General features: G+C 68.0%; 11 protein-coding genes and 1 pseudogene. 5 read left to right on the plus strand and 7 right to left on the minus strand.

What is annotated here, in order from left to right; all coding sequences use genetic code 11:
• The first annotated feature begins 65 nt into the window (after positions 1-65).
• Positions 66-1298, plus strand: a complete 1233-nt coding sequence (locus ACTVAJ_RS06215; RefSeq protein WP_470387094.1) for an IS701 family transposase — start codon at positions 66-68, stop codon at positions 1296-1298.
• 1321 nt (positions 1299-2619) lie between these two features.
• Here the strand turns inward: ACTVAJ_RS06215 and ACTVAJ_RS06220 are convergent.
• The 6 genes and pseudogenes from ACTVAJ_RS06220 to ACTVAJ_RS06245 all read right to left on the minus strand — a co-directional run bounded on the left by ACTVAJ_RS06220 (position 2620) and on the right by ACTVAJ_RS06245 (position 6535).
• Positions 2620-3105 carry a hypothetical protein gene (locus ACTVAJ_RS06220; protein ID WP_470387095.1) on the minus strand — a complete coding sequence of 162 codons (486 nt, stop codon included), beginning with the start codon at positions 3103-3105 and terminating at the stop codon, positions 2620-2622.
• Positions 3029-3658, minus strand: coding sequence for a hypothetical protein (locus ACTVAJ_RS06225; protein WP_470387096.1), 630 nt, complete (start codon positions 3656-3658; stop codon positions 3029-3031). Before ACTVAJ_RS06225 ends, ACTVAJ_RS06220 begins: the two co-directional genes overlap by 77 nt.
• Before the next feature lie 18 nt (positions 3659-3676).
• Entirely contained in the window at positions 3677-4594 is a 918-nt protein-coding gene (locus ACTVAJ_RS06230; RefSeq protein WP_470387097.1) for a protein kinase family protein, read from the minus strand.
• Positions 4595-4663: 69 nt separating this feature from the next.
• Positions 4664-5407 carry a hypothetical protein gene (locus tag ACTVAJ_RS06235; RefSeq protein ID WP_470387098.1) on the minus strand — a complete coding sequence of 248 codons (744 nt, stop codon included), beginning with the start codon at positions 5405-5407 and terminating at the stop codon, positions 4664-4666.
• Positions 5408-5636: 229 nt separating this feature from the next.
• A pseudogene (locus ACTVAJ_RS06240) lies at positions 5637-5837 on the minus strand (helix-turn-helix domain-containing protein); the annotation flags it as partial.
• Between the two features lie 266 nt (positions 5838-6103).
• Entirely contained in the window at positions 6104-6535 is a 432-nt protein-coding gene (locus tag ACTVAJ_RS06245) for an ATP-binding protein (protein WP_470387099.1), read from the minus strand.
• An 831-nt stretch (positions 6536-7366) separates the two neighbouring features.
• Here ACTVAJ_RS06245 and ACTVAJ_RS06250 point away from each other — a divergent pair.
• Positions 7367-8377: a hypothetical protein gene (locus ACTVAJ_RS06250; protein WP_470387100.1), complete on the plus strand. Its 1011-nt coding sequence runs from the start codon at positions 7367-7369 to the stop codon at positions 8375-8377.
• A gap of 10 nt (positions 8378-8387) precedes the next feature.
• Positions 8388-8945, plus strand: a complete 558-nt coding sequence (locus ACTVAJ_RS06255; protein ID WP_470387101.1) for a GNAT family N-acetyltransferase — start codon at positions 8388-8390, stop codon at positions 8943-8945.
• Positions 8946-9064: 119 nt separating this feature from the next.
• Here ACTVAJ_RS06255 and ACTVAJ_RS06260 read toward each other — a convergent pair whose 3' ends face one another.
• Positions 9065-9949, minus strand: coding sequence for an NADP-dependent oxidoreductase (locus ACTVAJ_RS06260; RefSeq protein WP_470387102.1), 885 nt, complete (start codon positions 9947-9949; stop codon positions 9065-9067).
• A 327-nt stretch (positions 9950-10276) separates the two neighbouring features.
• Here ACTVAJ_RS06260 and ACTVAJ_RS06265 point away from each other — a divergent pair, with 327 nt between their 5' ends.
• A complete protein-coding gene (locus tag ACTVAJ_RS06265; RefSeq protein WP_470387103.1) occupies positions 10277-11188 on the plus strand; it encodes an ABC transporter ATP-binding protein in 912 nt (303 codons plus the stop codon).
• 11 nt (positions 11189-11199) lie between these two features.
• The gene (locus tag ACTVAJ_RS06270) at positions 11200-11895 is read left to right on the plus strand and encodes an ABC transporter permease (RefSeq protein ID WP_470387104.1); all 696 of its coding nucleotides are present in this window, start codon (positions 11200-11202) and stop codon (positions 11893-11895) included.

Below are 11895 nucleotides of genomic sequence, written 5' to 3' on the forward strand. Positions count from 1 at the left end.
ATGAAACGGTGGCCGCAGGTCACAGCATAGATCCCGCTCGCTGGCGGGAGGCGTTCGAGGTGGCCATGGGCCGGCTCGCGGCCCGGATCGCCCGGATCGAACCCTGGCTGCGGGCTGGGCGGTTGGTAATGGTCCTGCTGTCGGACCTGCCGCGCAAGAACTGCTGGACGATCGCCGAGTGGGCCGGGGAGGCCGGCCCGCACGGCATGCAGCATCTGCTGTGCCGGGCCTCCTGGGACGCCGATGCGGTCCGCGACGACGTGCGCGAATACGTCGTCGAGCACCTCCATGACGAGGCCGCGGTCCTGGTTGTCGACGAGACCGGCGACGTGAAGAAGGGAACCCACACCGTCGCCGTCCAGCGCCAGTACACCGGCACCGCCGGCAGGATCGAGAACTCCCAGGTCGCCGTTTACCTCGTCTACGCCGCCGAGCGCGGGCACGCGGCGGTGGACCGCGAGCTGTACATCCCGCGCTCCTGGACGTGCGACCCCGACCGCTGCCGGGCCTCCGGGCTCGGCGAGGACACCGTCTTCGCGACCAAGCCGGAACTGGCCCGCACGATGATCGAACGGTTCCTGGACGCCGGACACCACGTCGGCTGGGTCATCGGAGACGAGGTCTACGGCGGCAACCCGAAACTGCGCACGGCTCTGCAGGAACGCGGCATCGGCTACGTCCTCGCGGTGGCTTGCACGGCCGAAGTCTCCACCAGCGCGGGGAAGTTCCGCGCCGATGCCCTGGCAGCGAAGCTGCCGAAGCGGGCCTGGCAGAAGCTCTCGGCCGGACGCGGTGCGAAGGGGCACCGCTTCTACGACTGGGCGGTCATCGACCTCGCCGACCCCGGCCACCACCAGTTGCTGATCCGCCGCAACCGCGCCACCGGTGAACTCGCCTATTACCGCTGCTTCTCACCCCGGCTGGTGCCGCTGACCGAGCTGGTGCGGGTCGCCGGATCCAGATGGCGGATGGAAGAGACCTTCCAGAGTGAGAAGGGGCTGGCCGGGCTGGATGAGCACCCGGTCCGCCGCTACCCCTCCTGGGCCCGCTGGGTCACCCTCGCCATGCTCGCCCATGCCTTCCTCGCCGTCGTCCGCGCCGACGAACACACCCGCCGCCCCGGACCGGCCGACCTGGTCCCGCTGTCCTGCAACGAGATCCAGCGCCTGTTCATCACGCTCGTCGTTCGGCCGGTCCGCGACCCCGCCCAGCGGCTCGGCTGGTCCGACTGGCGACGCCGCCATCAAGCCCGGTCCCGAACCAGCCATTACCGGCGACAAGCCACATCCCAGACATGAAGATTACGATCTACAGCTGGAGTATTAAACCCCATCTGACCTGTGAAGATGACGCTGGAGGGGTGGGTCAGCCAAAAGCGGCCCACCCGTCGGCCCCGGTAACGGCCCACCTGCTGGCCCTGGTTCGGATCGTGTTCACTCGGGGTTCAGTAGACCCTCGCGGGCAGGTGCGATGAACGCGCGAAGCCATTCCAGAAAGCGCTCGCCCGCTTTTCGATATCGCACATCTGACCTGCGACGACCGAACACGGACGAAGAACAATCCCGGGGGTACCGGCCATGCTCATGGACGGCGCCCCCGGGACAAGCACTCCGACCGGTCAGGTGGTCATCGCTTGCCAGTCGCGTACGAGGCGGGCCAGTTCAGCGAACTCACCCTCACCGCCACCCTCAGGAACCGGAGCGGGAGCGGGCACGAGTGCTGGCTCGTGAACGGTGTCCAGGAGGTCGCCGCGACCAGCCCCTGCAGGTGCTTCGGTACGGTCGCGGAGGAAGCGTTCCTCCGCTCGGGCGAGGTAGGGACGCACCCCGCGCACCCCGTCGTCGTCCACACACCACCCACGCCGCCCCAGGTACGGGTTCCTCTGACGCGGCACCACAGACGCTTCCCCTTGCGCCCCGGTCCCCGCGCGGTCGCGCGCAGCCGCCCCTGGCCTCTCCTCTGCCGCCTTCTCCCGGACGGCTTGCCGGTCTGCCCGAGCACGCCTCTCCGGACGCGGATGACGGGTCTCGGACTCTGACGTTGGTGGGGCGCTGCGGCTCGTCGGGCCGCAGAACACGGCGGCGAGTACCGCGCCGAGCATCCAGCGCACGTGTTCGCCCCATCCCTGGCGGCGTTTGCGGTGTCGCCCGCTAGACTTCTCCACAGTTTCCTCCTGCGTATCCAGGTGGGAATCACGCCCCGGGCCGGTGTTCGCGCACCGGCCTGGGGCACCTCTTCTTCTCTTCTCTCCAGCCCGGAGCCGGGCTGGCCCTTCTCCTTGTGTGGGTCAGGATGAGTGTCAATGGCCCCGAAGTCGTACGCCCCCGGAACTGCGCTTTTCACCCACAAACCCACACATATAGACACAAGACACCCCAAATCCTGAGAAATGGGTGTCTACCCTGGCCAGGGCTGGTCGATGGTCGCTTGGGTGGGTGAGAACCGTCAACCCCTTCGGCTCAGAAAAGTCCCCAGAGTCGGAAACGAGGGAGTGCTGGGGCCGTGGGGAAGCCGATAGGTGAAAACATCCCGATTTGTGAGAGGGGGCTTCACCCGGCGAAGCCCTTAACGTTGACGACAATCGCGAAGAGGGGCGTCTTCTTGACGTCAGAGATCGGCTTACGCGCTGCTCACGGTCTGTGGCTGGAAGGGAACCGACTCCGATCTGTCGAGCACCTCGACGACGTGGTCGAGGTGTTCTCGTGGGAAGAACAGGTGTGTGTCCCGGTTCCGGGCCGGTCCGCCGTAGACGTCCGGAACGACGGGGCGGATGCAGAGCCAGGATGCCGCTCTGCCCCACTCGTTCATGGCGATGCTGAGCTCCCGGTCTGCCCCGAGGAGGGTGATCAGGTGCTCGGCAGGGGCGGGCGGCAGCTTCAGCCAGACGCGGTCGGAGTAGAAGGCGCTCCAGCGCGGGTCTCCCGGAGGCATTCCCGGGCCCGAGTCCTGGAGGGATTCGCCGAAGTTCTGGCAGCTTGCCCTGGTGTTCATCCCGAGGGACCACAGGCGCAGAATCAGCGGAACGAGGTCACGGTCGATCGGAACACGGACCCCGCTGGGCGTGCGCAACAACTGGGTCTCGTGGGTCTGCAGGGGGACGCTCATGGTGGTTCCCGAAGGTGTCGTGGTCGGACATGACGGAGATCGCCCAGAGCCGGACGGCCGCGATGTGATGGCGTCGCAGACCCACGTAGGGGTCCGGCTGGATCAGCAAGGTGGGGGCGCCGCGCAAGGTCCGCTCCGCGGCCCAGTCGTAGTCCGGCGGCACGAAGTCGTCGTCGATCCAGGCGACGGGCGCCTCGCCCAGCCAGTCGGCTACCGGGTCGCGTTTCCAGAGGTAGCCGCGCGGGTGCGGGGTCGAGATGTCGGGCGCGCCCAGGTCGATGTGAGGGATGTGGGGCATGCCCACGTGCGGTGCGATCAGGCGGTTCGCTTCGGCTCCCCAACTCGTGGCCCAGCGCGGCCGAACGAGGCCCATGGAGTGCAGCGCGTTGACCGTCGCGCCGTGGTGCGGGTTGAGCCAGACCGGCACGTCGCGGTGGTCCCGGAAGTCGACCCGATGGGGGTGGTACTCCGGTGGTACGGAACCGCCCGGGCCGGGGAAGGGGTTGAGGGCTCCGTCGACGTCGATCAGCAGATACGGGGGGTTGCCTGCCATGGATGTGCCCTCCAGGACTCAGATGTTGAGAAGCCGTACCGCGTCGTGGGTGTGGCGGCGGACCACGTTCGTGTAGGCGGGGTCGGCCGCTACGTCACCGATCCAGACCAGGGCCTGGGCGAGAAACCACTCCAGGACCCACACCCGGTGCCAGCCGAGCGCCCAGTCCTGCGGTGCGAGTCCCCCACGGGGGGTGAGTGCGCTGGCGCTGCCTCCCGCCTGGACGTAGGACTCCAGGAAGGCGCGGGTTCGGTCGGGGTCGGGCGTGTGGACGGTGCCGTGCCAGGAGGCGAGGTCGAGCAGGCCCGGGCCACGGAAGGCGCGGGCGAGGTCGTAGAGGCGCACACGGTCGTCACGCACGTGCAGGCTCTCGGGGTGGAACTCCGAGTGCACCCATCCATAGGGCGCCATCGTCGTGCCCTCGGCTCGCTGTGCGGCGGCGCGGTCGATGTCGCGCAGTGCCTCGGTGATGTCGTCGGCGTCGGACCAGCGGCCTTGGGCGTTGAGCAGGTCCAGAGTACGCATCGCCCTTCGGGGGAGGGAGGCCAGCCACGCTCCGTCGGCGGGAGGAAGGTGGGGCGGAACTGCCGCGGAGTGGAGCTGGACCGCCGCTGTGACGCCGTCGTCGTCGGTGGCTTCGCGGTCGGGTTCGCCCAGGTCCTCCATCAGCATCGCCAGGGTGGTTCCCGTGCGCAGGGATCGGTGAAGGTGGGGGACGCTGACGCCCGCCTGCCAGGCGGCGGTCAGCGCCTCGTGTTCGTGGGTGAAGGGTTCGGTGGCGCACTTGAAGATGACGGTGGTCCCGTCCGCCAGGGCCAGGCGCTCCACGTGTGAGAGTTCCCAGCTGTGCAGCGGCTTCGCCTCGATGAGGTTGCCGGTCATTCCGGCTGCGTTGAGTAGGTCATCGCGCATCCGGTCGATGTCGGTGTGGTGCATGTGTGGCTCCTTGTGTCGGGTCGGGGCCCTCCGCCGAGCGGTGGAGGGCCCCTTCGGTGGGGCGGGTGGTCAGGCGTGCTCGCCGTAGGAGCGGACGGTCGTGAGCCAGGTGTCGCGGAAGGTGTCCAGCTCGTTGCGGAAGCGCTTCATGTCGGTGCCGTAGGGCGCCACGACTCCGCCGCGCCGGTCGGGAGCGGACTGGCAGCCGTGCACCAGGCGCCCGCCCAGGGCGGCGTGGGCCTTGACTCCCTCGACGCGCCGGTACTCGTTGAACCAGGCGCCGTGGAAGACCTCGTCCAGCAGTTCGGTGGTGGGCTCGTCCAGGTCGTAGATGACCTGTGCGGTGTCGGCGAAGAACCAGGTGGGGCCGACGATGCTGATGTGGCCGTCGTCCTCGACCTTGTTCAGCGCGGTGAAGGTGGAGACCTCCGCGAGCATCCTCAGGTGGTCGGCGGTGACGCCGTCGATGCCCAGCGAGGTCAGGTGCTCCTCGCGGAAGAGGTGGCTGTAGACCTGCCAGGCGATGGTCAGGACCTCGGCCGGGTCGTGGGTGGTACGGGCGTTCTGGGCGATGTACTCCAGGGCGATCTGCTCGATGGTCGACTCGGAGGTCTCCTCGACCGGGAGGAGCTCGGTGGCGACCTGGTCCCAGTCGATCACGCGCCAGGTGTCGGACTCCAGCCGGAAGAAGTACTCCTGGGGGTTGATGGTGATCGTGTCGCCCTCGACCGACATCCCGGTGATGCGGTTCCAGCGGGGGTCGAAACGGTGATCGGGAATGGTCAGGGTCGTCGGGGCCAGCGTGACGGACATGGAGCGGGTTCCTTTCTCAGTGTTCTCTGAAGAAGGGTGTTGGAGGGGCACGACGGCCAGGTCTGCGGTGCGAAGACGCTGCCTGTAGGCACCGCTCTTCGGGCTCCGTTGCGACGTGCCACCGTGACCGGACGACAGCCGAGGTTCAGGGGCCGTTGTCCAGGGCTGGGGGAACGGAGGTGCCGAGGCACGCATCGTTGTTGCCAAACCGAGTGGTGCCGGAGGTCTCGGCCATGGCGGAATCGATGTCTTGGGGAAGAAAACGGCGGTGTCCGCCCGGGGTTCGGAAGGCCGGGATTTTGCCCTGGTCCGCCCACCGAGTCACCGTCGTGGTGCTCACGCGGAAGAGCGTGGCGACTTCGGCCGGGGCCAAGGGCTGTCTGGTTTCTGGCAGGAGGCGGGTTCCTGATGAGGAGTCACGTGCGGCCATGGGATTCCAATCACTGTTCGAATGGGACATGGTTCGGACCTTGGCCGAGCTGTCGCTGGATATCGAGCACCGTCCGATGCAGCTCCTCCGGCCGGGCGGATACCAGCGGGCGCACGTGTTCCTCGCCTCGGTAGAAGGCCCGGTAGGCGCGACTGCCGGGACCCCAGAACACGATCCAGCGGTGTCTGTGAGCCCGTTGGAGCTGGCGCGCGATGGCGTAGTACACCTCGTCATCAGCACGGGTCCAGCCCATCGCCTGTTTCCCCTCACCGTGGTGCCGTGCGGGAGATGACGGCCCAGACGGTGAGCGGTGCTCCCTGGACGCCCAGGAACCCCCAGCGTCGGCTGAGCCGCTCCACCAAGGCGAGGCCGCGCCCGTGTTCCAGACCGGGGTCAACCTCGTTCACGTGGGGAATGGTGGGGGCCGCTCCGTGCCGAGGTCCAGCGTCCGTGACGGCAAGACGGATCCCCTTGTTGTCGAGGTAGGCGAGCGTGACCGTGAAGTGGCCGCCCTGGCCTGAGGCCGTATGGTCCAAGGCGTTGGTCACCAGCTCAGAGAGCAGCGACTCAACGACGTCGGCGTCCTCTCGCGGGAGGCCGGTGACCGTCCGTACCCAGCGGCGGGCCGCGCTGACCTGCGACGGGGTGTGCCCGAACCTCGCGGCGTGACGCCGACCGGCCTCCCCCAGCTGGGGCATCGAGGAGTAGCCGGGGACGCGACGCGGCAGTATCGGTGATGTCTCACCACCTGCCCGTTTGCTCCGTTTCGTTCCGTCTATAAAGTTCACCCGCGTTACGGCCGTCATGCGCGCCTCGATCGTCTGAGTCGTGGGGCTGTTCCCTCCGTGCTTGCACCTTCGATCGAACCCTGAAGGCAATGACAAGTCACTGGGTGCGAGGACATGGTTTCTATGCCACTGGCACCATCCCTGAACTGCTGTTTTGCCAGTTGGACATGTCTTCTTATGTCTGGGTGGGATGCACTTGTGGCGATGTTCTGGTTGCGGCCTTCGATGATTCGGGCAATCTGGATAGCGACGCCCGAGGAGAGCTGCATGAAGTGGACGAAAGCCCAGCTTCGGAAACTGCGCGATCAGATGCGCGAGCAGGGCCGTACGAACGACGAGATCGCCGACGAGATCCGCATCCGCTGCGGATGCTCACCTCTGGCGGCCTATCGCCACATGCACGGGTGGAGCCAGGCCGAGGCGACCGAGCGCTACCGCGGTTCCGCCGCTGGCCTGCCCCTGGATCAGGCGGGCCTCAGTCGGCTGGAACTCTGGCCGGAAGTGGGTGGGCGGGCTCCGCAAGCGGCCCAAGTCGTTGCCTTGGCAACACTGTACGGCACCTCTCCCCGAAGGCTGCTGACCCCTGAGGGGTTCGACAAACTCAGCGAACACGAGCGAAACGTTCTGAAAAGGGTGGGAAGTCAGCTCGACTCACCCAGGATCCCCCAGAACGACCTTCACCAGACGCACTCCCCCATCAATGGTGGGATCAGATCACTACCTCCGGAAAGGCAGATCGACATGGCCGCGAAACGCGCGATGAGGTTCGGAGCGATGGCGGAGGGGACGAACGTGGGTGTGGAGACCATCCAGGAACTCTTCGAGGAGGTGTCCAGGCTCGCGAGTGCCTACCCCCGCTCCCCGCTCCACGACGTCCTGGGTGATCTGATCGAGGCACAGGATGTGGCGTTCATGTTGTTGGAGGGACGGCAGCGCCCCAACCAGTCCAGGGACCTGTACCTGCTCAGCGGCCTGTTGAGCATGATGCTCGCCAAGGCGAGCCACGACCTCGGCGATCCGCACGCCGCGATGAAGCAGGCCCGAACCGCGTTCATCTGTGCCGACAACGCCGACCACGACGGGCTGCGGATCCGGGTACGCACCCAGCAGAGCCTGATGGCGTACTGGGCGGGATGGCCCACAGAGGCTGCCCGGTACGCGGAACTGGCGCGTGGTCTGGCGACCGAGCGCACCGGCACGGCCGCTATCTGGCTCATGTCCCAAAGCGCCCGCACGTGGGCGTCACTGGGTAACGGGGAGCGAGCGCTCAACGACCTGCAGGAAGCCACCGCCCTGCGCGAGCGGCTGGGCACGGACGATCTGGACGAACTCGGTGGTCTCATGCGCTTCGCGCACTGCCGCCAGCTCTACTACGGGGCTGAGACGCAGATTTGGATCCCCGGACGTGAGGAGCAGGCCCAGCAGGTCGCACAGGAAGCCGTTCAGCTCTACGAGGCCGCAGCCGCTGAGGGATCCGATGACTGGGCCTACCAGGACGAGGCTGGAGCTCGTGCCGACCTCGGCTACGCCCGAGCATCCCTGGGCGAGATCGAAGGCACCACGGAAGCTCTCCGGCCGGTCTTGGACCTGCCTGCCTCGAAACGGGTCGCTGGCGTGGTGAACAGCGTTATGCGCGTGCACGGCGCTCTGCGCGGCACGGACTACGCGGAAAGCAGGACCGTCTCCCGGCTGCGCCAGGAGATCGAGGCCTACAGTCGGACTCCCGCCTCGGCACTGACCTCGGGCCGCTAACCTGCCAGGCATGCGCCCAGTCGAACTCTCCAGTGGCCGGCTCACCCTTCGCGAGCTGCGCCCCACCGACGTCGACGACTTGCTCCGTGTCTACGGCGACCCGGAAGCCGTCCGGCACCTATCGTTCACACCGCGCACGAAGGAGCAGTGCGCCGCCATCATCAAGGCCGCGATCAGCGACGCCGAGCAGGAGGACAGGGGCGTGTACATGCTCGCTGTCGCGCGCGAGGACCATTTGGTCGGCAGCGCCCGTCTGGGAGTGGACGAGCGCCCCCACAGCGCACAGATCGGGTTCGCCCTCCGGCCCGATCTGTGGGGGCAGGGATTCGGCGACGAGCTCGTCAGGCTCCTGCTCCGGCTCGGCTTCGAGGATCTGGGGCTCAAGCGGATCTGGGGTGCGCGTTCTCCAGAGAACCATGCCTCCGAGCGCGTCATGCTCAGGGCCGGGATGGTGGAGGAAGGACGCATCCGTCGGCACCTGTGGACCCGGGCTGCCTGGCGCGACTCCATCGTCCACTCGATCCTGGACGACGAATGGGCTCCGGACTCACCTGGACGCCCACTGTAGGCCCCACACCGGGGCCCCTGCCCCGGACCGAGTGACGAGAGGCGATCCCGGCACACGCCGCAGCCTCCACCGACCCCGGTCGACATGGTGTACTCCTCAGTCATTCCCCGTCTTCCTGTTCATTCCGGCTCACCGACGATGAGCGCGATCTTTCCGGTGGTCCGGCCGCCCGCGACATGGTCGTGCGCCTTGGCCGCCTCCGCCAGCGGGAACACCGCATCGAGGCGGACCTTGAACCTCCCCTGAGCGACAAGACCAGCCAGCGCCTCAAGCCCCGCACCATCGGGATCGACGAGGTAGGCCACGGCGCGCACACCGAGCTCGGCGGCGCGTTCGTGCAGCCCGGGCGTCCAGGCCGCCTGCCCACTGACCAGGACGCCGCCCGGCCGAAGACAGCCCAATGCCCTGAGCCCGGCCTCACCGCCGAACATCTGGATGACGGCGTCCACGTCGCGCACCGCGGCGGACACGTCGGTCGTGGTGTGGCCGATCACTTCGTCCGCGCCCAGTCCGCGGACGAAGTCGTGTTTGGCGGCGCTGGCGGTGCCGATCACCTGGGCGCCGCAGGCCTTGGCGGTCTGGACTGCCAGATGCCCCACACCGCCGGCCGCGCCCGCTACGAGCACCCGCTGTCCGGGGGCGATGGCGGCGACTTCGGTGAGCATCTGCCACGCCGTCAGACCAGCCAGCGGCAGCGCCGCCGCCTCGCTGAAGCTCAGACCCGACGGCATCCGGGCGAAGTGCCGGGCGGGGGCGGTGACGTACTCGGCATAGCCGTCCGCCTCCCGGGGAAACCAGGGCATCCCGAACACCAGATCGCCGGGCCGGAACCGGGAGGTGCCGTACCCGGTCTTCACCACTGTCCCAGCGACATCCCAGCCGTTGATGAACGGCAGGTCGAGTACCCGGTTGCAGGCCTGCCCCCGCCGCGTGTACACATCCACCGGATTGACCCCGGCCGCGCCGACCCTGACCAGCACCTCGCCGAACACCGGCTCGGGCACCTCCTCGCAGGGCCTCTGCCTCTCACCACGCTGACTGCTGTATCGCTCGCATAAGCGTCACCTCCTGGCGAGAAAACACCTACATCCATCCTGTATGTCAATGTGTGGGCGCAGGCCTTGGCGTCGGTGACGTCGCCGTGTCCGGTTCGGCCGGATCCCCTGCGAGACGGGTGTGTGCTGCCCCTTCGGCAGTCGCCGAGCGGATCCGGCCCTGACTCGCCCGAGTCCGCATCAACCGATCGGTGGATTCCCCGGTCATCATCATCGGCGGGTGAACCCGACCGGTGGACCGATTCGCCCGGCCCCTCCAAGGGCGAGTCTGGACCCATGGCAGTCATCGAAGTCACAGACCTCCGCAAGACCTACGCGGGCCTGCCCGTCCTGGACGGGGTGTCGTTCTCCGTGCAGGAGGGCGAGATCTTCGGGATCCTCGGCCCCAACGGCGCCGGCAAGACCACCACCGTGGAGTGCGTCGAAGGGCTGAGGAAGCCCGACAGCGGGTCCGTCCGCGTGCTCGACATGGACCCGCACCGCGACGGAGCCGCCGTGCGGGAGCGGATCGGCGTGCAGCTTCAGCACACGCGGCTGCCCGAGAACATCAAGGTGTGGGAGGCGCTCGACCTCTACGCCTCCTTCTACCGACGGCCCCGCGACTGGCGCGAACTGCTGGAGGAGTGGGGACTGGCGGACAAGCGCACGGCCCGGTTCAAGACCCTGTCCGGCGGCCAGCAACAGCGCCTGTTCATCGCTCTGGCACTGGTGGGAGCGCCGAAGGTGGCGTTCCTCGACGAGCTGACGACGGGACTCGACCCGCAGGCGCGCCGCGCCACCTGGAAGCTGGTCAAGCGGGTCCGCGACAGTGGCGTGACCGTGGTCCTCGTCAGCCACTTCATGGACGAGGTGGAGGAGCTGTGCGACCGCGTCGCGGTCGTGAACCGTGGCAGGGTCGTCGCACTCGACACTCCGGCGGGGCTGGTCGACGGGATCGACTCCGACCACCGGATGCGGTTCACGCTCCCGCGGGGCGAGAAGGTCGAGCTGGAAGGAGTGCCCGGGGTCACCGGTGTGACGCGCGAGGGCGACCAGGTGGTCGTCACCGGACGGGGGGACTTCGCCACGGCGGTCACCGCCCACCTCTCGCGCCACCAGGTCGCCGTCAGCGACCTGCGCATCGACAAGCGCACCCTCGACGACGCGTTCGTCGCTCTGACCGGCCGTTCCTTCGACACCGACCACTGAGGGGCACCCCCATGACCAAGCTCGCCGCCGTCGAACTGAAGCTGCTCGCCAGGGAGCCCGGAGCCGTGCTCTCGCTCCTCATCCCGCTGTTCATCCTGTTGGTGTTCGGAAGCTCGATTGAGGAGGGCGACACTCTGCTCCTGCCGATGGCCCTGGCGATCGCCGTGGGGCTCGTGGGCCTGTACCTCCTACCCACGACGCTGGCCACCTACCGGGAGAGGGGTATCCTGCGTCGGCTCTCCGTAACGCCGGTCCACCCGGGGAGCCTGCTGGCCGTGCAACTGGTGCTCCAGCTCGTACTCGCGGTGACCGCCTGCGCACTGCTGACGGTCGTCGCCGGGACGGTCCTCGGAGCCCACCTCCCCTCCCCGTCCCCATCCGGCGTGCTCGCCTTCCTGCTGGGGACTGCGGCGATGTTCTCGGTCGGACTCGTCATCGCGGCCACCGCCCCCAACGGCCGCGCCGCCAACGGGATCGGTGTCCTGCTGTACTTCCCGATGGCCTACCTCGCCGGCCTCATCCAACCCGCCGACCAGATGCCCGCTATCGTGGCCTCCGCAGGTGAATACACCCCTCTGGGTGCTTTCGGGCAGAGCTTGCGCGACGTCTGGGCGGGCGGCGGAGCGAGCCCCCTGCTCCTCTGTGTGATGGCCGTGTACGCCCTGGTCCTCGGCGCAGCCGCGGCCAGACTCTTCCGTTGGGAGTAG

Source organism: Nocardiopsis sp. KDC1DS13DA1 (assembly GCF_055632325.1).

Excerpts from the sequence above, each read along its gene's own strand:
- ACTVAJ_RS06245 (WP_470387099.1), bottom strand. The coding sequence starts at position 6,535 with ATGCCCCAGCTGGGGGAGGCCGGTCGGCGTCACGCCGCGAGGTTCGGG.
- ACTVAJ_RS06255 (WP_470387101.1), top strand. The coding sequence starts at position 8,388 with ATGCGCCCAGTCGAACTCTCCAGTGGCCGGCTCACCCTTCGCGAGCTG.
- ACTVAJ_RS06225 (WP_470387096.1), bottom strand. The coding sequence starts at position 3,658 with ATGGCAGGCAACCCCCCGTATCTGCTGATCGACGTCGACGGAGCCCTC.
- ACTVAJ_RS06270 (WP_470387104.1), top strand. The coding sequence starts at position 11,200 with ATGACCAAGCTCGCCGCCGTCGAACTGAAGCTGCTCGCCAGGGAGCCC.
- ACTVAJ_RS06230 (WP_470387097.1), bottom strand. The coding sequence starts at position 4,594 with ATGCACCACACCGACATCGACCGGATGCGCGATGACCTACTCAACGCA.
- ACTVAJ_RS06250 (WP_470387100.1), top strand. The coding sequence starts at position 7,367 with ATGGCCGCGAAACGCGCGATGAGGTTCGGAGCGATGGCGGAGGGGACG.
- ACTVAJ_RS06215 (WP_470387094.1), top strand. The coding sequence starts at position 66 with ATGGGCCGGCTCGCGGCCCGGATCGCCCGGATCGAACCCTGGCTGCGG.
- ACTVAJ_RS06235 (WP_470387098.1), bottom strand. The coding sequence starts at position 5,407 with ATGTCCGTCACGCTGGCCCCGACGACCCTGACCATTCCCGATCACCGT.
- ACTVAJ_RS06220 (WP_470387095.1), bottom strand. The coding sequence starts at position 3,105 with ATGAGCGTCCCCCTGCAGACCCACGAGACCCAGTTGTTGCGCACGCCC.
- ACTVAJ_RS06265 (WP_470387103.1), top strand. The coding sequence starts at position 10,277 with ATGGCAGTCATCGAAGTCACAGACCTCCGCAAGACCTACGCGGGCCTG.